This window comes from Arsenophonus endosymbiont of Crataerina pallida, from assembly GCF_964020125.1.
GTDB lineage: Bacteria > Pseudomonadota > Gammaproteobacteria > Enterobacterales > Enterobacteriaceae > Arsenophonus > Arsenophonus nilaparvatae.
Window position 1 is genome coordinate 2,015,946 of record NZ_OZ026540.1, and the last position, 23,998, is coordinate 2,039,943.

The following is a 23,998-nucleotide window of genomic DNA, read 5'->3' on the forward strand; positions in this document are numbered from 1 at the left end:
TCAATGCCGGATGGTAAAGACTTTTTACGCCTTCCTGTTAAGTATGGGTACATAAAATTCGACAAATTAAAAGATGGCTCAATCGATTTGGCAGATTTAGCAGAAATGAATGAGTGGATAGATATCGAACAGGATAACGAAGCGCGAATTGCGCGTTGGAGAAATCGCCATGGCGAATGCTGAAACGTTGCAAGATTTTCTCATCAGCTTAGGTTTTAAGGTTGATGACAGTGGCCTGCGAAAATTTCAGTCCGTTGTTACGGGGGTGAGTGCCAATGTTATCAAACTAGGTGCGTCGGTTGAGGGGGCAGCGCTTGCCGTCGTGGGATTTACCACACAAATTGCCGCCGGTCTTGATAAGATGTACTGGGCGTCACAGCGTACAGGCGCTAGTGTTAACGGCATGAAAGCATTAGGGTATGCCGCCAGTCTCACCGGCAGTAGCGCAGAAGCGGCAAGAGGTTCACTTGAAAATCTGGCACGATTTTTGAGAAACAGTCCGGGTGCTGAGGGGTTTTTAAATCGTCTTGGGGTGCAGACCCGTGATGCCAATGGCAATTTGCAGGATATGAGCGCTATTTTTACCCGTGTGGGGAATAAACTGGCCTCAATGCCCTATTACCGCGCCAATCAATATGCCCAACTGTTAGGCATTGATGAAAATACGCTAATGGCCATGCGTAGAGGGTTGAACAAATTTTCTGCTGATTACCAGCGTATGCTTAAACAAACCGGATTTAACGCAGACGTTGCTGCCAAACAGTCCAACCAGTTTATGACCTCGATGAAAGGATTGACCGGGTTATTTGGTATTTTACGCGATAAAGTCGGATCAAACCTAGCAGGGGGGTTGACTAAAGAGATAGACAATCTGCGCAAAAGACTGCTGGATAATTTTCCTAAAATTGAGAGAGTATTAACCCTTCTCATTAGTGGCATTATTCGAGCCGGTGAAATGGTGGGGCGCGTTATCTGGCGAATGAGTCAGGCGATCGAGCAGATTTTTGACTGGTGGCGCAATTTAGACGGAAAATCTAAAAAACTCATCACTACCTTTAGCGGATTGGCAGTGGCTATCTGGGGGCTCAATCGGGCATTCTTTGCTTCGCCCATCAGGATTATCACCGGTCTTATCGCGGCCTTATTGTTACTTTGGGAAGACTACCAGACGTGGAAAGAAGGTGGAAAATCCTTTATCAACTGGTCTAAGTGGGAAGGTGAAATCAACCAGGCAAAAGCGGCATTTAAATGGTTAGGTGAAAAATTAACGGGATTGGTTGACCTGGTGGGTGGGTGGAAAAATGCACTTGAAATCTTAGCAATTTTTATTGCGGGCGCGTGGGTAAGTAAGGTATTGGGCGCTTTTAGTAAAATAGCGAAGTTACCTATCCCACCTTGGCTGAAATTGTGGAGTCTCTATGCGGGGTATCTGATTTCAGATAAAGATAATATTAGTGATAGCGCAAGCGCATCATGGGATTACAACACCCGTCAAGTCAAACGTGCGATCGGTAACGGTTTGCGTTTTTTTGGTATTGATAATGACTGGGCAAACAAAAATCAAGGCAGCAATATACCGGATAATATCGCTGATGTGCCTACCGGCGATATTCCACGGGGTATTCGTAATAACAATCCGGGTAATTTGAATTTTGTTGGACAACGCGGTGCAGTACGTGAATCACCTAACGGAAGATTCGCCAAATTCAATACCGCATTTGAGGGCTTACAAGCACTTTCTTCACAGCTTAATCGCTACGCTGAAAGGGGATTAAATACCGTTGAAAAAATTATTAGCACCTGGGCTCCCGCCAGTGAAAATAATACTCGTGCCTACATTGATAAAATATCCGGTAAATTAGGGGTTTCCCCTGACACCGTGTTGAATCTGTCCAATCCGACGGTCATGACATCGCTCATGTCTGGCATCGTTGAGCACGAAAATGGCAGACAGCCGTATAGTCAGGCAATGCTCTATCATGCCGCAAATGCGGGTATGCGAAATAATATTGACCAGAATATCACGATCAATGTTGAAGGCGCATTAGACCCCCACGCTACCGCCAATGCGATTGCCGATAAACAAACGGGCGTTAACGCCAGACTGATTGGACAATTAACCCAGCGAGCCTACTGATGGATATCCTTTCTACGCTTTTTTCACAACGATCGCGCAAAATCGGTTTGCTGGTGCCGGATGTCATTATCTCAGAAAAACATCACGACACCCTTGAAATCACAGAACATCCGGTTGAACTGGGCGCGGAAATTGCCGATCACGCTTACAAACGTCCGGCGGAAGTGACCATGGAGGTGGGTTTTTCAAGTGGTGGATCTCTACTGGATTTTTGGGACACGGCAAAAGTGGCTATTCGCGCAGGGTTAAGCGCACCGGAAATCTACCAGCAAATTTTAGCGCTTCAAGCCAGCCGTCAACCGTTTGATGTCATAACAGGTAAGCGCAAGTATAAGAATATGCTCATTCGCGCTATCGAGGTGACCACGGATAAGCACACAGAAACCGTGTTGATGGCGATATTAACCTTGCGGGAGCTTAACATCACCCAAACCCAAACGGTTAATATCAAATCTACCGATGCAAAAAATATGCGGGAAGGGAATACAACGAGTGGCGTGAGTAATACCGGTATGAAAACGCCAAAACCCGTTGATAATCGCAGCCTATTACAGCGAGGAGCCGCATTTTTCAATGGAAATTAACGAAATACCGCTTACCCCCACCAACCAGCAATTTACGATTAAGCTATCTGATACTGTTTGGCAGTTTCGCCTTATCTGGCGTGATAGTGCGGGCTGGGTGCTGGATATGCTCACGGTTGACAATCAACCGGTGATACAGGGTATTCCGCTGATCGTGGGTGAAAATCTACTGGCTCAATATAGTCACCTTATCAGTAAAGGAAATCTCGTTTTGCTATCAGATGAAGAAAGCGATATCAACGCGGATACGTTGGGCGCAACCGTAAAATTATACTGGATCACGGACTGATTGTTATGTCAAAAAACTGGATACGAAAATGCTCACTGATTGTTTCTGATAAAAACGGGGAAGGTATTGAGCTATCGGATTTTCGCGCCACGTTCAATATCACGTGGCCAGATACGCGTTACCCTCGTGCGGGGGTGTTTAAAGTCTGGAATCTGAGAAAAGAAACCGTCAGTCAAATTCAGGCGAAGGAGTTTGTTAACATTCAGCTCATGGCAGGCTATCAGGATAATACGGGTCTGATATTTACTGGAAAAATCCGCTACACGATTTCAGGTAGAGATAATCCTACTGACACGTTTGTTATTGTTCAGGCGATTGATTCTCATGAGGCCTATGACTACGCCACGCTAAATACTACCTTAAGCGCAGGGCATACTCAGGCAGAGCAACACAATACGTTACTGACAGGGCTTACCCCTTACGGGATTGTCAAAGGCGTGACGCCTGAGTTTGATAGTATCCGCTTTCCAAGGGGTAAAGTCTATTTTGGTATGGTTAGGGACGCCGCTGATAATCTGGCAGGGCAATGCCTTGCCTCGTGGCAATACATTAACGGCCAGCTCGTGATGGTGCCGGAGAAGAATTATATCCATGAAGCGATTGTCCTGAATAGCGCAACGGGCTTGATTGGCTTACCGCAACAAACGATTGAGGCGGGGGTGAATGTGCGTTGTTTGATTAACCCAAACATTCAAATCAATGGGCTTATTCGTCTTGACCAGGCGTTAATCTATCGCACGATGTTGCCCAACAGCGATATCGCTTTGGGGTACAGCAAGTTAAGCGAAAACGATGACGGCGGCTTACAGCAAACCCAAGGCGCTGTTTCACAACCGGCCAGTCTTTCCACCGATGGGGATTATATTGTGAAAAACATCACGTATTCCGGCGATACGCGCGGCAAGCCGTGGTATATGGATTTGGTGTGTATTGCCAAGGGATCAAATGACCAAATCGATATCAAGAAGGTGGGATGATGGCGATTTCCGTATCAGCGCGCACCGGCGACCAACAACAACTGCTTGAAGTCTTTCGCCATGCGATTTCGTCACAACTTCGCGTCGCGATGCCGGCTATTGTTCAATCCTTCGATGCCAGCAAAGTCACTTGTGTTGTACAACCAGCGATAAAGGGAGCCTTGACGGATACCAAAGGGAATAGCCAGTCGGTGAATTTGCCCCTGCTAGTTGATGTACCGGTTGTGTTCCCGCGCGGTGGCGGTGTCACAATGACCTTCCCCATTAAAAGCGGTGATGAGTGTCTGGTGGTGTTTGCAGATAGATGTATTGATTTTTGGTGGCAAAATGGCGGGATACAAGAAGCGATCGACCCCAGACAGCATGATTTATCAGATGCCTTCGCTTTCGTCGGTGTGCAATTACAAAAACAGAAGATAAGCCAAATTAGCACCGATGCGATGCAGTTAAGAAGTGACGATGGCGCAACCTATTTTGAAGTAAACCCGACAACGCAAAAAATGAAAATTGTCGCCCCTGGGGGGCTTGAAATTATCACACCGGAAGCTATTTTTTCGGAGAGAATTACCGTAAAAGGACTATTGAGTTGGCTAGGTGGCATGGTAGGTTCAACGGCCTCCGGTGTGGCTGCAAAAATCACCGGTGCGATTGAGTTTTTGGGCACATTGACCGCCAACGGCAAACGGATTGACGACACACATACCCACAAAGGTGTCAAAGCCGGTGGGGATAATTCAGGCGAGGTGAATTGATGCGTTACCGACGAGAAACGAGTAAGGGCGACTACAGCTTTGGTCAGGGGGATAACACATTTTTAACCAATACGCCTAATGCAGTCGCCTTGGCGATTAAAACGCGATTGTCCCTCTGGCAGGGGCAATGGTTTTTAGACAGCGAAGAAGGGATGCCGTGGTTGCAATCGGTATTAGGTAAGTCTTATTTGGAAGCCTACGGTATGACTATCAAACAGCGCATACTGGATACGCAGGGCGTAACCATGTTAACCGATTTCAATGTCAGCCAAAATCCAACGACCCGAAAACTGACTATTAGCGCAAAAGTACAAACCCAATACGGCGAAACTTCTTTTATCCAAGAGGCATAATGTTAAATCTTGATACGTTAGCGTTGTCAGCGAAAGTGACTGACGACGGCATCAGTGCGCCGGATTATCAGACCCTACTGATGCGATTAACCGATTTTTTTCATCAAATTTATGGGCAAGATGCGTATTTAACGCCGGATAGCAAAGACGGCCAGATGATAGCCATTTACGCGCTCGCCATCCATGATGCCAATAATGCGATAATCGCTACCTACAACAGTTTTAGCCCTAATACGAGTAAAGGTGCTGCACTATCAAATAATGTCGCCATTAACGGCATTTCCCGTCATGCATCGGGGTACTCGAATGTGGATGTCGTATTAACGGGGCAAGTGGGTACGGTGATAAAAAATGGCCGTGTGTGCGATAAAAACGGCAATATCTGGCGGTTACCGGAAACGGTTATGCTCGATACGCACGGCGAAGCGACGGTGACGGCAGTTTGTCTGGTTGCAGGGAGTGTTACTGCATTGTCCGAAGAAATTACCGAGATAGCCACCCCCACGCGAGGATGGCAGACGGTGAGCAATCCCAAACCCGCAACACAAGGCAGACCGATTGAAACGGATAACCAATTGCGTGAACGGCAACGAAAATCGGTCTCACTGCCATCACGTACCGTATTAGAAGGGATACAGGGCGCGATTAGCTTGATATCAGGGGTGACAAGGCAGCGCGGTTTTGAAAATGACACTAATGAAACGGATAAAAATGGCATTCCGCCGCATTCAATCGCCATGATAGTCGATGGTGGCGATGTCACCACGATTGCCAACGCCATAGCACAAAAGAAAACCCCCGGTGCAGGGACGTTTGGCGACACGTCAATTACGGTCAAAGACCGTTACGATATGCCAATTACGATTCGCTTTTCACGCCCCAAAACGGTTGATGTGCATGTGGAAATTGACTTAACGGCGTTTTTAGGATTTACCACGTTAACTGGCGATAAAATCCGGCAGAAAGTCTCAGACTATATCAATCAGCAACTGATTGGCGATAATCTCTATCTGACCCGTCTTTATTCACCGGCTAATCTAGCTGGTGATGAAGAAGGAAAAACGTTTGATATCACCGCAATAAAAATCGGACGGAAGGAAGGAACAGTTACAGAAGCCAATTTACTTGTTGCGTTTAACGAAGCCGTCAGTTGTCGCGAGAATAACGTCAAACTAGTGGTGACCTCATGAGAGATTACACCGAATACATTACCCCGCAACATCGTCAAGCGGAAAAGTTTACGCAACATATTGCGCTGATGACGCGCGCGCTAAGTGATATTTCAGCTTTGGCCTCACAGCTTAATGCCTTTTTCAGTATTGATACGGCAACGGGTAAACAACTGGATGCTGTCGGCGAATGGATAGGCTTATCACGTTTTGTCAAAACGCCGATAAAAGGTGTCTATTTTTCACTGGATACCAAAAAGGTGGGCTTTGACCAGGGGAGCTGGAAACGGCGCTTTGATGCTGACAGGGGTTTTACCGAACTGGATGATGAAACCTACCGCTTTATCCTGAGGGCAAAAATACGCGCGAATCACTGGGATGGTACAAGCGAGATGCTTTCAGAGATTTATCAGGGCGTTATCCCCGATGAAACCGTAAAAATCTTTTTTATTGACAATCAAAACATGTTAATGGATGTGTATCTAACGGGTGGCGTCATACCGGAAGTGACAAAAGCCGTTATCAAACAGGGATATCTCAATATCAAGCCAGAAGGCGTAAGACTTAACGCCTACACCGGTTCCGAAGGGGATAACGGTATTTTTGGGTTTGATGTCAATAATCGTTACATCGACGGCTTTGACGTCGGTAGCTGGTCAGTAAAATTATAGGAATAATCATGGCAAAAAATGAAATTTTACCGTTTGGTATAGCCGACGGGGCTAACGTATTGCCGGCAGATGAGTATCAGAAACTCCCTGCGCGTAATAACGGCTTTAGTGCTGGTGTCGCTCGCTCACAGGAGCTAAACACCGTCTGGCGACAGGCATCGGTGATAGCTGATAGGACGTGAGATATTTAAACGGGAAACGTGCGATAAATGTGGATCTACCTGGGACAAACTGGATCTATCTGGGACAAGTCAGGGTAATTAAGTTACACATAGTGAAACAGGAATCATCAATCAAATTAACCGATTATTGAAATAATACCCCTGCCTCTGTTAGGATCCAAGGCTCAATACTGCTACTTATTAGTATGAATAGGAGGATTTCTATGAGCAATAAGAATGATAAACAGGATCGTGTAGAGTATTCAGAAAATCCAAAGAGTGAGGGGATCATCACTGTCGAAATGCCAATCACCAACGAAAAGTCATCCGCTGAACCCAAAGCACCTACGCCATTGGGTAAAAAGTAGTCTTTTTTTCAGTCGGTAGAAGAGCTTGATGGCTTTTCCGCTCTTCTCCTGATATCTATTCTGGCAATTTGATCCGCAGGGATATAAGTAGCGAGAGCACCGTAGTCCTGATGAATAATGTCCCCATACTCTACCCACTCATCGCTATTTGCCGGACTTCTATGCGTGACATAGAGAATGACATCACCATTGTTACCGAGTGTAAAAGGCCCATTTGGAAGTCCCTCAAAACGCCCCGGCAATCGTGATAGCAAGCCCGAACCATCCTTGAGGATCACAAATAATTCAGTCGCCCGATAATTCGTTAGGCCAAACATTTGCTGCCAGGCAGAGTGGGTACTGTCAGACCACGAGATATTATGCTGCCGAAGAAATCCATATAACCGCTTACGTCCATATTTACGCCACAATGCACCCAGGGAGAATGCTAACAATACAGTCGGCAGCGCTGCCGCGTAAGCATTGACGCCACACCAGAGTGTTAAGTGGTATATCGCCGTCGGTAACAGGCTAAAAATCAGTGTGGAAAAAACGATATCAATGGGCTTATGGTGTTCTTTCAAACCGACATTGGCAATAAAGTAGCTCATGTAACCAGAGGTCAATGTTACCAGTGTTGCCCAGGGTAAATCGAGCAGGGTTGAATCAAGCATATTTATCTCCTTTCGTAAGCACTATCGCAATGATAATAGTAACAAAAAAACGCTGACGTATTGACAGTGTGTTTAAATCGTCATCTCGCCTGATTGTCTTCAAACAGACTGCCCTGGATGCGGGCCAGCTCTTCTTTTTTAACCCGTTTGACTACCGAATAAACCCACTGTAGCGAGACTTCATACTTGCGTGCCAGGGCGCGGTGGTTATGCCCATTGAAATCGGCAAATATCTCCCGATCACGCTGATTAATTTTCCACATTAGCCCCATCGGAAAATAGATATTTTGCCCACCCCATTCCGCCATCATTTGACTGGCAACGGCATCGCCTATCTGGCTGGCAACAGCGGGGTCAACATCGATAATCTGTCTGACGATCTGTGCCGTGTGTTCGGCCAGTTCAACCAATAACTCCGGCCCTTTACTGCGAAAGGTATGCTCTAGCATGAGGTTGCCCTCACCACGCGCTTTTGCCACTGCTTGAGTTTCTCGATAACCTGGCTGGCCTGCTGGCTATCTAGCCAGTAAGGCGAATCACAGCCGGTTTCCCGTTTAACAAAGTGGGCCAGGGCTTTTGCTGACGCATCCCGGACAATGCCCTCATCGGCCATTGCCTGCCACAGGGCCTGCATTTTCTGGATTTGCGGACGGTCGGTCTGCTTTTTCGTCGTGGGTTGAGTCGGCTGGATACGAAAGCCTTGTGTCTTCAAGGCGTTTAACACTTGCGCCAGTTGACCGATATTCAGGGCTTTTGCTGATGTTTTCCCCGTTAGCCTGTGCAGCATCTGGCGGTAAGTCGTGTCATCTAGTTTGAGGTGGTGGGCGGCAATATGGATTAACTGCAGGTATTTTTGTCGGGTCATCGGAGGCGTCCTTTATCGTTGTGGTCTGGGTCAGGATTCCTTATGCCATTAATAAAAAAATAATCCTTCGGGTTTTGAAGGATTATAAAATGAATATCTTTATTATTCAATTGAATGCGTAAAATACCGCTTTTCCACTATGACTTCTTCACGCAAATCGCCTTGGCATCGATATCTTTGAAGGTTTCAAATTTTTCTGCGAACTGTTTGGCGGCCTGTTGACAGGCGCTTGCCGTATCAAACTCCTGTGTATGCAGCGTGGAAAAAACATTACCGGCATAGGGACTGGCGTAGAGCGCTAAAATTAATATCCACATCGTGATTTCTCCTCTTTTACTGAATTAAGGTCGGGTGTTCAACAAAACAAAGACTGAACGCAATGAACACCAGGAAACCGGCAAACAGGCGGTTTTGTTGTTGACAGGTTTCGGGCGATTGAAAATAAGGCCGCAAGCGGGCGGCAATGAGCGCGTAAAGCGTCATCATCAGCGCATCGACCATTACCATCGTCAGGGTCATAAGGGTAATTTGTGGCCCTAACGATTGGGACGGATTAAGAAAGACCGGCAGTGTCGCAAGCAGGAAAGCGAGCGCTTTGGCGTTGGTGATGTCGGTCAGAAAACCCCAGCAGAACCGTTGCGCGCCACGGGTCAATGTGACGACATCGTAGACATCCATGATGACTGGCGCACGCCAGGTTCGGTAGGCGGCAAACAGGAGCCAGAGTACGCTAATGCCTTTCAGCAACGGCCAGGCGACCGCTGAAGCGCGCAAGGCTTCCGTGCTCAGTGCCACAATGGGCACCATCAAGGCTAATGCCGTCGCCTGACCGGCAATCAGCGGCAGTGTCTTGTGCCATCCCCGCTGGAAGGCATGGTTAAGGGTGAGGATAGCGCCAGCGCCGGGTAATACAGCACTGAGCAAGGCACCCCCTAAAAAAACTAACCAAAGGTCAAGGTTCATGGTTTATTTCCCTCGTGCGTTTGATGATGGGGTAGGGTTGACGTCGAGGGTGAATGTACCTTCGTACCCGTTAAGGGATGAATATCCCAGTTAAGTACCCAGGCGCTATACGGCTGTCCGCAGTGTGGACAGGTCAGTAACAGGTCAATCCCCCACTCGCCGCTTTCCGGTTGTTGAGTGATGTTTGCCTGGATGGGATTGAGGTGGTTTGTTGCCTGATGGCAGCTGATGCAGGTAATGGTCATGATGTAATGTCCTTATCCAGTAATGCCATCAATGCAGTCATATTTTGTTGAACTACCTTGAACTCGTAATAAGCCGCATAAGGCTGATTTTCAAATAGGTAATGCATAGCTAAACTGAAGCTTTTCTCAGCCTCACGGCACATAGGCTTTATCCTCTGATAAAGCCTATTGCAGGATCGACGCTTTTGTTCAGTGATATCATTGATTAACAAGGTGAGTTCGGAAATTTCATCAAAGAATGCATTACATTCGTTGCGGAAACGCTCGTGTGCGATTCCCACCCGTTTAAGCTGAGCGTTAATTTTTTGATCTAAAGAAAACCTGTTTTTCTTTATCATGGTGTCACCTCCTGCTCAAAGGGGGTAATAATGAAATCCTCAAGCTGGTTGCGAAACGTAATGCCGGGAATATTCAGTCGCTGGATGGTGTCCTGCTTTTTAAGCAGGGCATTTTTATCCACCTGTGATTTGCGAATAATGCAGTCGGTCTGTTCGTTTTCTTCCAGTGCCTGCAGGATGTCGTCCATCCCTTTGAGGGACACGGACGGCGGGCGGTTGCGCCATGACACCTCGCCGGTTATCAGGTTAACGGTTTTGGTTTTGCCGTTTTGGGTCAGCCCCTCCCGGTTGGCGTCGCACCAGGTCTGGATACCTTTTTGCAACAGGGTTATCCGGGCTTTCATGGCCTCAATATCAGCCGCATGCTGATGGGTTAACCGTGCGATTTCATCATTAATCTGCGTCTCCAGCCGGGTCATTTCCCGCTGGATATCGCCCATCCGTTTAATATCGTCCATCACCTGTTCGCGGGTTTGCGGCGTGCAGGTACCCGCCGCGGCTTTAAGCCGCGTTATTTTCTTTGCCATCTTTTTTTACCTTTTAATTAACAACGTCGGGAATTAAACGCGCTCGAAAATAATGTCTTCAAGGGCGTCACTGTGTTGAATATGCTCAAATAAATTCATGTGGTATCGGGCCGCTATTTCACCAAGACGCTGGTCTTGTTCATCAAAATCACGGCAGTGCTCGCAAATTGACAAATAGGTTTCATAGTCCTGTTCGGTAATATCCACCGTTTTTTCCAGATAAACCGATTGGCGAGCGGTAATACGGACAGGTCGTGTTTTCATGATTAACGTACCTCCCAGGTTATTCGGCAGTTATCTTGCAGGAACTGGTATTTTTCCCAGCGGCCCTGACGGTCAGTACCCAGGGCATAGCGAACGGCATGGCCCTTTTGATGTAAGGCATCACACCGTCGGTCATGCAGCAGGATAATGGTCGGACGGCTATAGCCATCAACGGTAAACTGACTGACGATAAAACCTTCCTGGCTGAGTTTGTCCATCACCGACAGGCAGTGCCTGAACTGTTGCTGGATAACCTGGTAGGTCATCGCTGACGGGTTTTTAATGGTCACGGCGGGGTTCAACATAAAAACCTCCTTTAATGCACACTGTGAATAATATTGGCGTCGATAACCGGAATGGCGTTTTGCGCGGCCAGGTTCATGGCGGCGGTCACCAGATTGCCGATAGCCAGCGGGTAAAGCAGACTGACCGGCGTGTCTTTTTTTGGGCGCAGCCAGCTTAGGCGTTGACGTAGTGCCGGTATCGCATCCGGGCCAAGGACTTTGCTCGTGTCGCCACCGACGCGTTTAAACTTGAAATCAAGAAAGTCGGTCAGGTGTTCATCCAGCGGCGGCAGGTCAATCACTTCGCAGCGCTGTACCACTTCCCTGACCGCTGACAGGCGCTCGGATAACTTTTCGCTCAGTTCGGGTTGTCCCAGCAGGACGATGGACAGCAGTTTTTTAAAGCCATCTTCCAGCTCAAAGAAGCGTTTGAGGTGCTTTAAGGTCGGGATGGGCAGGCAATGGGCTTCTTCAATCACCACCACCGGGGCCGTTTTCCCGATAAATGCGGTCAGTCAGGTCACGTCGCAGCGTGCTTTTACCCGAACCGGATTCACCGATAACCGCGATAAAGCCGCCATAGCGGGCAGTCTGGTACAACGCCTCACGCACATAACGGCTCTCCGGGGTTAAAAAAACATCTTCATTCCCCTGTATGGCCTGGTCATCAAACGGAGCGCGAAACAGCCCAAAATGCTTTTTGGTGGCAGGCAGTAATACCTGTTTTTTGAGTAACATGGTGTCTTCCTCGTTGCTAGGTGGTGTGTTCTTTTCCTTGGCGTCGGGCGTGACCCCGTCAAAGCAGTCGTCCGCCTCTATGCTCTGGTCACGCAGCCAGGCCCGGATACGGTGTTTTAGCGTGTCGGTGTCCTGTTTTGGCCACTGGTGGTGATTGACTATCTGCGCCAGCGTCGCCTCGGAAAGGTCAAGCGCGCGGGCCAGTGCCGCCTGCGTCAGGTTGTGTTGTTGTAACAGGGTTTTCAGTTTCAGCATGATGGCCTCCCGTTAACCGTGACTGGCCAGACTGACCACCACCTCGGTGGACTGGGCCATCAGTTCATCACCCAGTGCGTCGACCTGGTCAGCCGGAATACCGTCCGGGAAGCGCTGGGTCAGCATGGTGTAAAATTCACTGCGCCAGGTTTTGCCTGCCGCCTGAAAACGCGCCCGCAACTGTTGAACCACCACGACCGGGTTTAATCGCTCTTCAAAACGCGGCGCGCAAACCGTGGAGGCCTGCCCCTGTTTGGGGAGGTAAATCGGTGGGGTATCGCGTTCATTGTCAAGATAAGGGTTAAAGCGTCCGCCAAAGGGTAAGGCATTGGCTTTTTGTGCAGCGGCAGTCTCGCTTGGCGTCGAGGTGCCATACAGGGTCTGCTCGACTTCCGCCAGATGGTGTTGCGCCGGGGTATGGGGTAATGCCTTGAACGATTCGCCGAGTGTCGGGCTGTTGAGGGCAAAACCGTAGTCGTCTTTCGCCACTTCCGGCACCCGGCAAAAGACTTCCAGTCCGTCTTCATTCATTATCACCACCTGTGCTTCACTGTCGCGCCAGGGGTTACGCACTATCTGTACGGTGTCGCCCACGCAAACGCCGGGGACTTGCCGTACATCGTATTCGCTGCCCCTGAACGACACGCGAAGATGCGTCGTGACCTTACGGCTTTCCGGCTGACTCACTGCCAGCTCACGGCATACGTCAACGGACGGTGCCTTGATTAACTGCTGCGGGGTGATCCGTAACCAGCATTCGGTGCGGGTCATGCCAGTACGCCGATGCAATGCGGTACGGTTATATTTTTTACGCCACAACCCGACCAGGCGGTTCAGTTCATCAATATGATTGACTTGCACAAACCGCAGGCCGGATTCAAAATGGCACTCGAGAATGTCGCGCGCTTTTTCCACGGAGCCGGTGGCGCGGGCATTACCGGCTTTATGGGCGATAAGTTGAATATCGAGGGTTTGACACAGGTTGCACATCGTGGACGAGACCAGGGCGCAACCGGGGTCGGTATAAAGGATGCGCGGCACGCCATGCAGTACGTCGGCCCCACCGCGTTCTTGCATGGCATTAATCAGTACATCGGTAAAGTTTTGTGTTGTTTCGCCGCCAAAGCGGTACTCGGCATAAATCCAGCCGCTGGTGTGGTCGGTCAACTCAAATGACCAGACGCTGTCGTTAACAATGCGGTCGAGATTTTTGGGTTTGTTGGGGTTAAATTCCGTTTCACGCATCATGCGCAGGCCGGTGTCACGCGTCGTGCGCCGCTTGCCTGGGTTTTTCAGGTAATAGAGCACACACAGCGACGCATCCAGCTGCCAAACATGATTGGGGTGCAGGCTTTTTACCTGTACACAGGGTGCAGGTGCGCCTAACTGGTTGGGGTGCAGGCGATAACGGAACAGCGCCCGGCTGATGGCATCCACCGACAGGGGGAACCACTCGCCGGTCTCGTTATCAATATACCCGGCATTAATCAGGTTGTTCGCCCGCAGGTCATTAACCGCCTGCTCCAGGCTGTAAAGGCGCTTGCCGTTCTTGCGATGCGAGGCCATCATCACGCCGGATATCAGCAGGGCTTCGTCGCGGGTCAGGGCGCTGGTGCCATAATCCACCCGCTGTTTGCGCGGCGGTTTATAACTGACCTGTTTGATTTTTCGCAGCAGCGTGGCTTTGGAAATACCGAGTGCCTGACATCCTGTCTGATACACCGCGTCTTTGCCGCCATGTCCGGCTCTTTCGGCGGTCTGGGCTATTGTTAACAGGCGTTCGGTCAGGATGGGGTTCATGACACCACCTCCTCGACATTATCCTGTCCGGTACTGCGCAGGTGTTCCGGTAACTGAAAATCCGCATCGTCGGCATCCGCATCGGCTTTTGCCCAGTCGGGTACCAACTCTGATACTGCGTGGTGAGGTAATGAAAAATCACTGCGTAACACATTGATTTCAAACTCAATATCATTAAGTAAGCCCGCTAGATAATCGGCGTGGGACGTGATATCACCACTGTGGCTGCTTAGTTTTTCCAGCCCTTCCCGAAAGCGGCCCATTAATATGGCTTTAACATCAAAACCGACCAGGGCAACTTCTTCGCGGAGCTGGCGTATGCCTTCTTCCCCTGATGGGCGATGTTGATCGAGTATCAGCTTGTCACTCAGTTTATTGATTTTTTCTTCTTTTTCTCTGACTCGGTCGCGGCTAGCTTCCAGCATCTTTTCTGTTTCTCGCAGTTTTGCCTTGAGTTCACGCACCGACATACGGTCGACCTCATCTAGCGTCAGGCCCGCGATGGTGCCCCCTTCGGCCAACTGTATAAGGTCTTCATCATCTTCAAACATCAGCTCATAGAGTTTGGTTTTACCCAAAACTGACAGCGATGTCATTTTTGATTGAAGGCTTGGCGATAGGTATTTAAGCGCTGCCTGCATCATTCTATGTGCTGTTTTTGGTACTAGCCCTAATTGCTCTGTAATAATGTTCGTAAATGTCCCATGGGGTTCATTCTCTTTGATGATGATGAGCCGCTTCCCTGCCTCCAGCATGGCTTCGGCACTCTGTGCCATATAGAAGCGCGCTTCATGCACAATGCGCTCCCGCTCATAGGGCAGTCCCTCACCGTACTTCTCCATAATGGCCTGCTGATGTTCAGCCAAGGCGTTAAGGTTGTTCATTAAATCCGGTGCCAAAGGCTGCTGGGGGGCAATTTCAGCCGTCATCGGTAACGCTTTTCTACCCATTATTTTGTCCTCTTACGGTTTTGACGATGAGGCTACGCAGCGACCCCATCTTTCTGCCATCTTGATTTGCGCCCGTTCGGTTTCATCGAAAAAGGCCAGGGCAATCTGTATCAATTCTTCACTCAGGGCGTAATTCCCATTGAGGCGTTTTTCAATCATCCCTTCTTCCACTAAAAATGGCAGGGTGCGACTGATATTGGCCGCAGAGTCATTGATTAGCGCCGCCAAGGCTTTATTGGACAGCCCGTCGCGGTAATGCCCTTTCATGGCTTTCAAAATCCGCAGCGCCCGCCGTGTACGTGAAGAAGGGTGCAGTAATAAGGTGTTTTTCATCGGATGCCTCTTTTTCATTAATGGAAATTGTGTTACCGTCAGTGAAACAGGCGAATGTTATTTTTTATGGCGCTTTTTTCCCGATGGCATCGGCGAACCCATCATCTGTTCAATCGCCTGTTTGATTTTGCGTGCTTCCCCGCGCCAACCTTGGCAGCGGCCATTCAGTAGCATAGATACATGATTGTGGTTAAAGTCGTTGGCCTTGGCCCAAGCCCTCATGGAGCGATAGTGCTGGTAGACACGATTATAAAAACAGCGCTTAAAGTCGGCAGGGTGTTGCAGTGACATGGTGTTACCTCCGTCATAAAAAGTTAAAAATAAATATACATTAACATACAAAATGATGTAAAGTCTTTTTTGTTTTTTTTTGTGTATTTCTTATCATAGTTAAAAATCACGGGCTGTTATCGGCCTAAAGGAGACCTGTATGGCAAAGAAAAAAGCGGCAACTAGCCTATCTGTGAATACGGCGGACAATATCACGATTGCGGGGGGGGGGGGGGGCAATTGCATACCCTGAAAAAAATACAGAAAAAAGTGCCCAACAAGAGGTAATGGCACGTTTTGGGGATGGCCTGCCCTATGAACGCGAGCGCATTGTGCATGAAGCGCGCTTCTATATGGCACAGAGTGCCGAAGCCATGCTGGAGGCAGGGAAGCGGCTCATCATCATCAAAGAGAATGAACCCCATGGGACATTTACGAACATTATTACAGAGCAATTAGGGCTAGTACCAAAAACAGCACATAGAATGATGCAGGCAGCGCTTAAATACCTATCGCCAAGCCTTCAATCAAAAATGACATCGCTGTCAGTTTTGGGTAAAACCAAACTCTATGAGCTGATGTTTGAAGATGATGAGGACTTAGTCGAACTCGCTGAAGGTGGCACCATCGCAGGCCTAACGCTCGATGAGGTTGATCGCATGTCAGTCAGGGAGTTGAAGACGGCATTACGGAAAGACGAAGCAGCCCTTAAACGCAGCCAGCAACTGGTGTCTGAAAAAGAGAAGCAACTGCAACAGCTAAGCCAACAACTGGCTGGCAAAACCGCTACGGCGGCTGCAAGCGATGAACAGACTCCGCTCGATACTCAGCAGTGGGTGACATTAACGCTAGAAGGGGTGGGAGACCGTCTCAAATCAGAGCGCCTGCGGCTCGGTCTTAGCCAGGAGATCTTCGCCGAGCGCTGTGGGGTCAAAAAACTCACCCAGTACAACTACGAAAAAAGCGAACGCCATCCTGATGCAGGCTACTTAATCGCGGCGAAAGCGTTGGGAGTTGATCTCAATTATGTGATGACAGGTGATCGCAGCGATGAAGCCAGTGCGCTCGATGTGGTGCGGGATGAAGAAGAGGCTGAGGTGCTAACGTTCTTCCGGCATATTCCTGGCGAAACGCGAGAGGTTGCAAAACGTACTCTTGCCGCCATGACTGAGAAAAAAGCCTCCCGTCACCGTGCTTAACCTTTCCTCCTCCGTTGCAGCGGAGAGAGTTATTTAACAGTGATAATCAGCTCACGCCGTTGGGTGGGCTGATTGCTATTAAGCGTATAGCGGATCGGGACGCTCTCCATCGCAAAGCCTTGAAACACTGCCCGCATTTCAGGAATATCATTAACTGAAATAATCATCATTCCCGCTAAATCCCGTCCCATACCCGCTAATTTTTCATATTGCTCCAGTCCAAAATCCACGCCATAGCCTTCTGTCCCCCAGTACGGTGGGTCGCAGTAAAACAGCGTGTGCGGACGGTCATAACGGGCAATGCAGCTGGCCCAGTCAAGCTGTTCTATGGTGGTGCGTGATAATCGCAGATGAGCGAGCGACAGCTCTTCTTCCATGCGTAGCAGGTTCAGGCGTGGCCCTGTGGTGGTGGTCACGCCAAAGGTGTGCGCCGCCACTTTGCCGCCGAACGCCTGTTTTTGCAGGTAATAGAAGCGGGCCGCGCGCTGGATATCGGTTAAGGTTTCGGTCGGCGTTATGTTTAACCATTGATACATTGCCCGGCTGACCAGCGCCCATTTAAACTGGCGCATAAACTCTTCCAGATGGTGTTTCAGCACCCGATAGAGATTGACCAGCTCACCGTTGATATCGTTGATGACCTCCGCTTTGCTGGGAGACTTCATAAAGTAGAGCGCCGCTTAATCCGGGCTGGAGCCTGCGGGCAGTGGTGAGTTTTGACAACTGGCTATGGCAACGCCTGTCGGCGGTGGATCACTGTGAACGTATGGCGATGACCCTGTCGGCCTACAACGGTGGCCTGGGCTGGGTCCAGCGTGACCGCCGCCTGGCGAAACAGCTGGGGTTTGATGGTGGTCGCTGGTTTGACAGCGTTGAGCGGGTCAATGCCGGACGTGGCGTGAGCGCCTGGCGCGAGAATCGTCATTATCCCCGCCGTATTTTACACGCTCTGGCACCGCGTTACCTGACCTGGGGAGGGGCAAGCTGTGTTTAGTGCAGTCAGCATCAAAAGCCTCGGCGGAGTGCTGGTAATGGCGCTGCTGTCGGGCACCTGGTGGCACGGCTACACGCAAGGCGCAGGTCGCTCAACCGAACGGTGCGCGGCAACCCTCAGTCAGCTGCGCGAGACGTTTGCCATGCAGGAAAAACAGCGCGCTGAGCAGGCCGCACAAGCCCTAAATGCCCTGCAGCAGCGTTTTACCCATCAGGTGAAGGTAGCGCATCAGGCCGAACAGAACTACCTGAATCGCATTGCACAACTTCGCACCCAAACCCAACAATTAACAAGGCAGATTGATGATGTTACCCAACACTGGCGGGATGAAAAAGGCCAGGCACATACTGTGGCCTGCGTGTTTACTCGTGGCTTCGTGCAGCACTACAACGCCGCCCTCGGGCTGTCAGACGTTGACGGTTCAGTCCCTGCCGCCGCTGCCGGCGGCACTGGCAACACGACCCGGTCAGCTGAGACCCCTGGCGAGCGACACACCCCGAGTCCAGTTACCCCGCGCGATATCCTCGCCAATATCACCGACAACGGCCAGCAATGCCAGGTCTGGCGGGCACAGGTAAATGGATTACTGGATTATATTGAAGGATCACAACCATGACATTACAGGTCGATTTCTGGGTACTGGTGAGCTATCTGTTTGGGCTGGCGGGCTTTCTCGCGGGGCTGGCACGGTGGTTTATCCGGGAGACCGAAAAGCGTCAGACCGAACGGTTTGCGTCACTCGAGCGGTTGATGCGCGAGGCGTCCGATAAAGGGGTACGCCTTGAGCGCGAGGTGCTGGAGTTCAAAGTGGAGGTGCCGGAGCGTTACGTCCGGCGCGACGAATTTATTCATTATCAGCAGGTGGTGGAGTCACGGCTTGACGCGATTTACCAGAAGCTGGAAACGATACAACTGCGTCAGGTGGCAGGAGGATAAGGATGATAGAGACCGAACAGGCGCGCCGTGAAGGGTTGCGCTGGGTGTTACTGCAGGTGGTCAACAAGGCGCGGCCCTATCCGGCCAATGACCGGCTACTGTGGGATGTGGGCCATTCGCTCTACCCGGACATGACCATGCTGGAGCTGCAAAAAGAGTTGCTGTTCCTTGAGGGCTTAAGTCTGGTTCGCCTGACCCGACCGCCGGCGCGCTCATGGACGGTCACGCTGACGCCGGAAGGGGTGAATCTGGTGGAATACGTCACCGACGATATCCCCGGCATTGCCCGCCCGGCCAAATACTGGAGAGAGTGACGATGGCACCGCGCAGTCATATCGAAGTCTTACCCGTCTCGGTGCGTGAATGGCTCGACCGGGCGCTGACCGAGCGTAATTTCAGTGGCTACCGCGAGCTGGAGACGTTGCTGCGTGAGAAAGGGTACAGCATCGGTCGGGCGCAGATTTCCCGCTATGGCCAGAAGGTACAGCGCCGCTTTGCCGCTATTCGTGACGCGACTGAAGCGGCGCGGCAACTGACCAAGGGTGCGCCGGATGACCAGGATACCCGCTCAGAGTCCATTATGGCTTTGGTGCAGACTGAATTACTCAATAGCCTGCTGGAGGCACAAACCATCAAGGAAGAAGCGGGATCGCCGGTTGAACGGGCTGAACGCTTTGCCCGCATGGCGAAAAATCTGGCACCCATTATTCATGCCAGCGTCAGCCTGAAAAAACTGCAAGGCCAGCTTAAAAAAATCAGCGCGGAAATGGCCACGCTGGAGCAGGAAGCCCAACAGCAAGGCAAAGGACATGTCAGTCTGGATACCCTGAAGCGGGTGCGTGAAGAAATTTACGGGATTATCACATGAGCAAAAACGTGACACTCTACCCGTATCAGCAACACTGGATGTTAGATCCCGCCCGTTTCAAGATTGGCTGTTTTGCCCGCCAGACCGGCAAGACCTTTACCACCACGCTGGAAATTGTCGATGACTGTCTCAGGGTGGAAGCCCTCGGTGGGTCGGCGCGTTGGGTGATTTTATCGCGCGGTGAGCGCCAGGCCAAAGAAGCGATGGAGGAAGGGGTTAAAAAGCATTGTCAGGTGTACGGTCTGGCTATCCGTGAAATTGAAGGCGGTATCAAAGGCCCAGGCAGCGAACGTTACACCATGCTGGAGGCGGTGTTGCCCGGCGGCTCACGCATTACTGCACTCCCGGCTAACCCCGATACGGCGCGCGGCTTTGCCGCCAATGTGTTTCTGGATGAGTTTGCCTTTCATGCCGACAGCCGTAAAATCTGGGCGGCGCTGTTTCCGGTGATATCAAACGGCTACAAGCTGCGCGTTACCTCCACCCCCAATGGCAAAGGCAACAAGTTTTATGAACTGATGACCGACCCGTCGCTGGACAGCGTTTGGTCGCGCCATCGGGTCGATATTTACCAGGCGGTCAAAGACGGCCTGCCACGGGATGTGGCCGCCCTCAAACAGGCGCTCAATGATGACGATGCCTGGGCGCAGGAATTTGAACTGCACTGGCTGGATGAAGCCGCCGCATGGCTTTCCTATGACCTGATTGATGGCGTTGAACACCCGCAGGCCGGCAAACCAGAGCACTATCAGGGTGGCCCCTGTTTTGTTGGGGTCGATATCGGTCTGCGCCATGACCTGTTTGTGGTATGGGTGATTGAGCAGGTGGGCGATGTGTATTGGACGCGCGACATCATTACCCGCAAGCGCGCCCCCTTTGCCGAACAGGATGCGCTGCTCGATGCGGTCTTTGCCCACTACCGGGTGCTGCGGTGCTGTATCGACCAGACTGGTCTCGGCGAAAAGCCGGTGGAAGATGCCAAACGCCGTCATGGCAGTACGCGGGTCGAAGGGGTGTTATTCACGCCCCCCAACAAGCTGACGCTGGCGACACGCGGTAAAGAGGTATTTGAAGACCGCCGCTTGCGACTGCCACAGGGTGATGGTGCATTACGGGCCGATTTGCATAAACTAAAAAAAGTGATGAGTCCGACCGGCGCGCCGCGTTTTGTCGCCGAGAGCGATGCCGCCGGGCACGCTGACCGTGCCTGGGCGCTGTTTTTAGCGCTTAACGCCGCCGACCAACCCCACGGCCCGGTGCGCGCTTACTCCTGTTGCCCACGGCAGGCCTCATCCTTGCTGGAGGGATATTGATGATTATCGATAAAAAAGCGTTGTTCGGTGACATTGCCACCCGCGCCCGCAGTCCGGCGGGCCTGGGGCAACTGTTCGGCCATTTACCCAATCCCGACCCGATATTACGCGCCAGAGGCCAGGCGATTAGCGTCTACCGCCAGTTACGTGCTGAGCCGTTGGTGGGTAGCAGTATCCGGCGGCGCAAATCGGCGGTTAAATGCCTGGAGCGCGGGTTGGAGCCGGGGAAGGCACCTGCGCCTGTGGTGCGCTTTATTGAACAGACCCTGGCGCAGTGGGACATGAACCGACTCATCGGTGAACTACTGGAGGCGGCCTTTTTTGGCTATCAACCCGCCGAACTGACCTGGGCAAAAGACGGTCGACATCTGGTGGTCACCGATGTGGTGGGCAAGCCGCCGGAGTGGTTTACCTTTGATACGGAGAATCGTCTGCGCTTTCAGGCCCAGCAGTCGGGACTGGCGGGCGAGTTATTACCGCCGCGCAAATTTGTGGTGGCGACGCAAGACGCCACCTTTGATAACCCCTACGGCTTTGCCGACCTGTCGCTGTGCTTCTGGCCGGTGACGTTCAAGAAGGCCGGCTGGTCGTTCTGGATGCGCTTCAGTGAAAAGTACGGCACCCCCTGGGTAGTCGGGTATCATCCGCGTGGCCAAGACCAGGCGCATATCAGCCCGCTGCTGCACTCCCTCGAGCAGATGGTGCAGGATGCGGTGGCGGTTATCCCTGATGACAGCAGCATTGAATTCAAGGAGCCCGCCACCAAAGGTGCGTCGAGCAGTCTGTATAAAGACCTGATTGAGATGGCCCGCAGTGAAATTACCATTGCGCTGCTGGGTCAGAACCAGACTACCGAAGCCGAAACCAATCACGCCTCGGCCCAGGCCGGTCTGGAAGTCGCCGCCGATATCCGCGATGGCGATGCGGTGATGGTGATGAGTGCGGTGAATCAGATACTCCGCTGGCTGGTTGAGCTGAACTTTGGTGATGTGCCGGTGCCAACCTGGCGACTGTGGGAGCAGGAGACCATTGATGAGGTGCAGGCCAAGCGTGACCTGAGTCTGGCGCAAACCGCTGGCTTTTTCAGTGCGCAATACTATCAGCGTGAATATGGCCTGCAACTAGGCGATTTGCTGATGGAAAGCGAGCCAGACGCCACTGCTCCCTCCGCACCCGCGCTGACCTTTGCTGAGGACCAAACCAAGACCGCGCCTGAGGCCCAAGCACAGCTTGACCGGGCGCTGGACAGCCTAATGAAAAGCGGCACGCTGGACGACACCCTGCAACCGCTACTGGCACCGTTATTTCAGGCGGTGAAATCGGGTATTTCCCCTGGTGACCTGATAGAAAAACTCAGCACCGTTTACCCACAGATGCAGGCGGACGCGCTCCAGGAGACCTTAGCTCGGGTGATGTTTGTTGCCAACGTCTGGGGGAGATTACATGCCGACACTCAATGATAACGAACTGGCGGCGCTGTTTAGCCTGCCGCCTAAACGAGCGATAGCCTACTTAAAAGCCAAAGGCTTTACCTTTTCCTGGGATTGGCAGGACGTTTGGCAAGCCGCCCATGCCCAGAGCGCGACGGTGGCCAAGGTGACACAACTGGATATTCTGCAGGACATGTATCAGGCGCTGGAAACCACCCTGGCGGAAGGCAAAACCGGCCAGTGGTTTGCCCGTGAATTAACCCCAACACTGCAGGCCAAGGGATGGTGGGGGCAACAGGATACCCACGACCCGGTGAGCGGGGAGCCGGTGACGGTGCAATTAGGCAGCCCGCAGCGACTGGAGACCATTTACCGCACCAATCTCACTACCCTGTACAACGCCGGGCGCTGGGCAGAAATGCGGGAGAATGTCGCGGCCCGTCCCTACTGGACGTATGTGGCGATACGCGATAACCGTACCCGCAAAAGCCATCTGGCACTGCATGGCCGGGTGTTTCCTGCCGATGACCCGGTATGGCGCGCGCTCTATCCGCCCAATGGCTGGCGCTGTCGCTGTAGTGTGATAGCCCTGTCAGCGCGGGATGTCAACGCGCGTGGGCTAACAGTGGAAACATCCGGTGACCGTCTGCGCTGGTCGTTGCAAGTGGTGTCGCGCAAAACCGGCGAAATGCAGCCGGTAGCGCAGCTGACACTCGACAATCATACGGTGTTTTCCCCGGATATCGGCTGGTCGTATAATCCCGGTGAAGGGTATCGACCGGACTTAACCCGCTATCAGGGGCCGTTACACCCATTAGCCCGTCAAACACTGGGAGAACGGAATGACCGCTAATATTCTGTCGGTTGAGATAACCGATAACGACCTTAAACAGGCACTGAAGCAACTGGAGAAAGCCGCTTACGACCTGACCCCACTGATGCGACGCTGGTCTGAAACGCTGAAAACGGCTACCGACCTGAACTTTGAGGCGCAGGGGCGGCCACGCTGGCAACCGTCGGTCGCAGCACTCGCCCGCCAGGGCATGACGCTCTCCAAGGACGGGTATTTACGCCGCAGCGTGACGCCGGAATATGATGCGCATCAGGCGATGGTCGGCACGAATCGCGTTTATGCCCGACTTCATCAACAGGGTGGGAAAGCGGGGCGCGGTGGGTCAGTGACGCTACCACCCCGTCCGTATCTGCCAGTATCTGAGACGGGACGGCTACAGGCTGAAGTCAAACGCCAGCTGCTCGATGATGTCCTTGATTATTTGCAACAGGCTAGCCTCCGCTAAGCGCTCCCTGACAC

Annotated in this window: 33 protein-coding genes and 4 pseudogenes; 21 read left to right on the forward strand and 16 right to left on the reverse strand. The window is 51.5% G+C overall.

The annotated features are described in order from the left end of the window. Positions 1–3: 3 nt before the first annotated feature. From AACL31_RS10790 to AACL31_RS10840, 11 genes are all read left to right on the forward strand, one after another. Positions 4–183 (forward strand): DUF6889 family protein, encoded by a 180-nt coding sequence (locus AACL31_RS10790; RefSeq protein WP_310509987.1) that lies wholly within the window; start codon positions 4–6, stop codon positions 181–183. Continuing rightward, positions 170–2,137: a lytic transglycosylase catalytic gene (locus AACL31_RS10795; RefSeq protein WP_339053116.1), complete on the forward strand. Its 1,968-nt coding sequence runs from the start codon at positions 170–172 to the stop codon at positions 2,135–2,137. Before AACL31_RS10790 ends, AACL31_RS10795 begins: the two co-directional genes overlap by 14 nt. Next, entirely contained in the window at positions 2,137–2,721 is a 585-nt protein-coding gene (locus AACL31_RS10800; RefSeq protein WP_339053117.1) for a phage baseplate protein, read from the forward strand. The genes AACL31_RS10795 and AACL31_RS10800 overlap by 1 nt, the downstream gene beginning before the upstream one ends. Then, the gene (locus AACL31_RS10805) at positions 2,711–3,010 is read left to right on the forward strand and encodes a phage baseplate plug family protein (protein WP_339053118.1); all 300 of its coding nucleotides are present in this window, start codon (positions 2,711–2,713) and stop codon (positions 3,008–3,010) included. Before AACL31_RS10800 ends, AACL31_RS10805 begins: the two co-directional genes overlap by 11 nt. A 5-nt stretch (positions 3,011–3,015) precedes the next feature. Next, a complete protein-coding gene (locus AACL31_RS10810) occupies positions 3,016–3,987 on the forward strand; it encodes a phage protein (RefSeq protein ID WP_339053119.1) in 972 nt (323 codons plus the stop codon). Then, entirely contained in the window at positions 3,987–4,739 is a 753-nt protein-coding gene (locus AACL31_RS10815) for a Gp138 family membrane-puncturing spike protein (protein ID WP_339054009.1), read from the forward strand. The genes AACL31_RS10810 and AACL31_RS10815 overlap by 1 nt, the downstream gene beginning before the upstream one ends. Further along, entirely contained in the window at positions 4,739–5,092 is a 354-nt protein-coding gene (locus AACL31_RS10820) for a hypothetical protein (RefSeq protein WP_339053120.1), read from the forward strand. Before AACL31_RS10815 ends, AACL31_RS10820 begins: the two co-directional genes overlap by 1 nt. After that, a complete protein-coding gene (locus AACL31_RS10825) occupies positions 5,089–6,282 on the forward strand; it encodes a baseplate J/gp47 family protein (protein WP_339054010.1) in 1,194 nt (397 codons plus the stop codon). The genes AACL31_RS10820 and AACL31_RS10825 overlap by 4 nt, the downstream gene beginning before the upstream one ends. After that, complete coding sequence (locus AACL31_RS10830; protein ID WP_310512631.1) at positions 6,279–6,932, forward strand: DUF2612 domain-containing protein; 654 nt, start codon at positions 6,279–6,281, stop codon at positions 6,930–6,932. Before AACL31_RS10825 ends, AACL31_RS10830 begins: the two co-directional genes overlap by 4 nt. Before the next feature lie 8 nt (positions 6,933–6,940). After that, on the forward strand, positions 6,941–7,114 hold the full coding sequence (locus AACL31_RS10835; protein WP_310512632.1) for a hypothetical protein: 174 nt from the start codon (positions 6,941–6,943) through the stop codon (positions 7,112–7,114). Between the two features lie 203 nt (positions 7,115–7,317). Continuing rightward, the gene (locus tag AACL31_RS10840) at positions 7,318–7,461 is read left to right on the forward strand and encodes a hypothetical protein (protein ID WP_310512633.1); all 144 of its coding nucleotides are present in this window, start codon (positions 7,318–7,320) and stop codon (positions 7,459–7,461) included. A gap of 8 nt (positions 7,462–7,469) precedes the next feature. Here AACL31_RS10840 and AACL31_RS10845 read toward each other — a convergent pair whose 3' ends face one another. From AACL31_RS10845 to AACL31_RS10915, 15 genes and pseudogenes are all read right to left on the reverse strand, one after another. Beyond that, positions 7,470–8,114, reverse strand: a complete 645-nt coding sequence (locus tag AACL31_RS10845) for a hypothetical protein (protein ID WP_310512634.1) — start codon at positions 8,112–8,114, stop codon at positions 7,470–7,472. 80 nt (positions 8,115–8,194) lie between these two features. Continuing rightward, the gene (locus tag AACL31_RS10850) at positions 8,195–8,563 is read right to left on the reverse strand and encodes a Mor transcription activator family protein (protein WP_310512635.1); all 369 of its coding nucleotides are present in this window, start codon (positions 8,561–8,563) and stop codon (positions 8,195–8,197) included. Then, a complete protein-coding gene (locus AACL31_RS10855; RefSeq protein ID WP_310512636.1) occupies positions 8,557–8,979 on the reverse strand; it encodes a regulatory protein GemA in 423 nt (140 codons plus the stop codon). Before AACL31_RS10855 ends, AACL31_RS10850 begins: the two co-directional genes overlap by 7 nt. Before the next feature lie 137 nt (positions 8,980–9,116). Beyond that, positions 9,117–9,296 carry a hypothetical protein gene (locus AACL31_RS10860; protein WP_310512637.1) on the reverse strand — a complete coding sequence of 60 codons (180 nt, stop codon included), beginning with the start codon at positions 9,294–9,296 and terminating at the stop codon, positions 9,117–9,119. A gap of 16 nt (positions 9,297–9,312) precedes the next feature. Beyond that, positions 9,313–9,942: a LysE family translocator gene (locus AACL31_RS10865; RefSeq protein ID WP_310512638.1), complete on the reverse strand. Its 630-nt coding sequence runs from the start codon at positions 9,940–9,942 to the stop codon at positions 9,313–9,315. After that, the gene (locus tag AACL31_RS10870; protein ID WP_339053121.1) at positions 9,939–10,187 is read right to left on the reverse strand and encodes a hypothetical protein; all 249 of its coding nucleotides are present in this window, start codon (positions 10,185–10,187) and stop codon (positions 9,939–9,941) included. Before AACL31_RS10870 ends, AACL31_RS10865 begins: the two co-directional genes overlap by 4 nt. Next, the gene (locus AACL31_RS10875; RefSeq protein ID WP_310512640.1) at positions 10,184–10,525 is read right to left on the reverse strand and encodes a hypothetical protein; all 342 of its coding nucleotides are present in this window, start codon (positions 10,523–10,525) and stop codon (positions 10,184–10,186) included. The genes AACL31_RS10870 and AACL31_RS10875 overlap by 4 nt, the downstream gene beginning before the upstream one ends. After that, positions 10,522–11,052, reverse strand: coding sequence for a host-nuclease inhibitor Gam family protein (locus tag AACL31_RS10880; RefSeq protein WP_310512641.1), 531 nt, complete (start codon positions 11,050–11,052; stop codon positions 10,522–10,524). The genes AACL31_RS10875 and AACL31_RS10880 overlap by 4 nt, the downstream gene beginning before the upstream one ends. 33 nt (positions 11,053–11,085) lie before the next feature. After that, positions 11,086–11,316: a hypothetical protein gene (locus tag AACL31_RS10885; RefSeq protein WP_310512642.1), complete on the reverse strand. Its 231-nt coding sequence runs from the start codon at positions 11,314–11,316 to the stop codon at positions 11,086–11,088. A gap of 2 nt (positions 11,317–11,318) precedes the next feature. Beyond that, positions 11,319–11,621, reverse strand: coding sequence for a hypothetical protein (locus tag AACL31_RS10890; protein ID WP_339053122.1), 303 nt, complete (start codon positions 11,619–11,621; stop codon positions 11,319–11,321). A gap of 11 nt (positions 11,622–11,632) precedes the next feature. Beyond that, positions 11,633–12,593: pseudogene (locus tag AACL31_RS10895) on the reverse strand (AAA family ATPase). Positions 12,594–12,605: 12 nt separating this feature from the next. Further along, positions 12,606–14,393: a DDE-type integrase/transposase/recombinase gene (locus AACL31_RS10900; protein ID WP_310512645.1), complete on the reverse strand. Its 1,788-nt coding sequence runs from the start codon at positions 14,391–14,393 to the stop codon at positions 12,606–12,608. Continuing rightward, positions 14,390–15,343 carry a DUF3102 domain-containing protein gene (locus AACL31_RS10905; RefSeq protein ID WP_310512646.1) on the reverse strand — a complete coding sequence of 318 codons (954 nt, stop codon included), beginning with the start codon at positions 15,341–15,343 and terminating at the stop codon, positions 14,390–14,392. The genes AACL31_RS10900 and AACL31_RS10905 overlap by 4 nt, the downstream gene beginning before the upstream one ends. A 12-nt stretch (positions 15,344–15,355) precedes the next feature. Next, positions 15,356–15,676 (reverse strand): IclR family transcriptional regulator, encoded by a 321-nt coding sequence (locus AACL31_RS10910; protein WP_310512648.1) that lies wholly within the window; start codon positions 15,674–15,676, stop codon positions 15,356–15,358. 57 nt (positions 15,677–15,733) lie between these two features. Then, complete coding sequence (locus AACL31_RS10915; RefSeq protein ID WP_310512650.1) at positions 15,734–15,967, reverse strand: hypothetical protein; 234 nt, start codon at positions 15,965–15,967, stop codon at positions 15,734–15,736. A gap of 260 nt (positions 15,968–16,227) precedes the next feature. On the opposite strand from AACL31_RS10915, the pseudogene AACL31_RS10920 reads away from it, so the two are divergent. Further along, positions 16,228–16,642: pseudogene (locus tag AACL31_RS10920) on the forward strand (DUF3102 domain-containing protein); the annotation flags it as partial. Positions 16,643–17,174: 532 nt separating this feature from the next. On the opposite strand, the pseudogene AACL31_RS10925 reads toward AACL31_RS10920, so the two are convergent. Next, positions 17,175–17,825 (reverse strand): annotated as a pseudogene (locus AACL31_RS10925) (DNA adenine methylase); the annotation flags it as partial. Between AACL31_RS10925 and AACL31_RS10930 the strand changes: the two are divergent. The 9 genes and pseudogenes from AACL31_RS10930 to AACL31_RS10970 all read left to right on the forward strand — a co-directional run. Further along, positions 17,813–18,139: pseudogene (locus AACL31_RS10930) on the forward strand (lytic transglycosylase domain-containing protein); the annotation flags it as partial. The pseudogenes AACL31_RS10925 and AACL31_RS10930 sit on opposite strands and share 13 nt — an antisense overlap. Positions 18,140–18,353: 214 nt before the next feature. Beyond that, positions 18,354–18,755, forward strand: a complete 402-nt coding sequence (locus AACL31_RS10935) for a hypothetical protein (protein WP_339053124.1) — start codon at positions 18,354–18,356, stop codon at positions 18,753–18,755. Next, entirely contained in the window at positions 18,752–19,075 is a 324-nt protein-coding gene (locus AACL31_RS10940; protein WP_032116670.1) for a hypothetical protein, read from the forward strand. Before AACL31_RS10935 ends, AACL31_RS10940 begins: the two co-directional genes overlap by 4 nt. A 2-nt stretch (positions 19,076–19,077) precedes the next feature. Further along, positions 19,078–19,389, forward strand: coding sequence for a hypothetical protein (locus AACL31_RS10945; protein ID WP_310512654.1), 312 nt, complete (start codon positions 19,078–19,080; stop codon positions 19,387–19,389). Between the two features lie 2 nt (positions 19,390–19,391). Further along, positions 19,392–19,943, forward strand: a complete 552-nt coding sequence (locus tag AACL31_RS10950; RefSeq protein ID WP_310512655.1) for a DUF3486 family protein — start codon at positions 19,392–19,394, stop codon at positions 19,941–19,943. Next, positions 19,940–21,256, forward strand: coding sequence for a terminase large subunit domain-containing protein (locus tag AACL31_RS10955; protein WP_310512656.1), 1,317 nt, complete (start codon positions 19,940–19,942; stop codon positions 21,254–21,256). The genes AACL31_RS10950 and AACL31_RS10955 overlap by 4 nt, the downstream gene beginning before the upstream one ends. After that, a complete protein-coding gene (locus tag AACL31_RS10960; protein ID WP_310512657.1) occupies positions 21,256–22,716 on the forward strand; it encodes a DUF935 domain-containing protein in 1,461 nt (486 codons plus the stop codon). The genes AACL31_RS10955 and AACL31_RS10960 overlap by 1 nt, the downstream gene beginning before the upstream one ends. Then, positions 22,700–23,539, forward strand: coding sequence for a phage minor head protein (locus AACL31_RS10965; protein ID WP_339053125.1), 840 nt, complete (start codon positions 22,700–22,702; stop codon positions 23,537–23,539). Before AACL31_RS10960 ends, AACL31_RS10965 begins: the two co-directional genes overlap by 17 nt. Continuing rightward, a complete protein-coding gene (locus AACL31_RS10970; protein ID WP_310512659.1) occupies positions 23,529–23,984 on the forward strand; it encodes a phage virion morphogenesis protein in 456 nt (151 codons plus the stop codon). Before AACL31_RS10965 ends, AACL31_RS10970 begins: the two co-directional genes overlap by 11 nt. Positions 23,985–23,998: the final 14 nt, after the last annotated feature.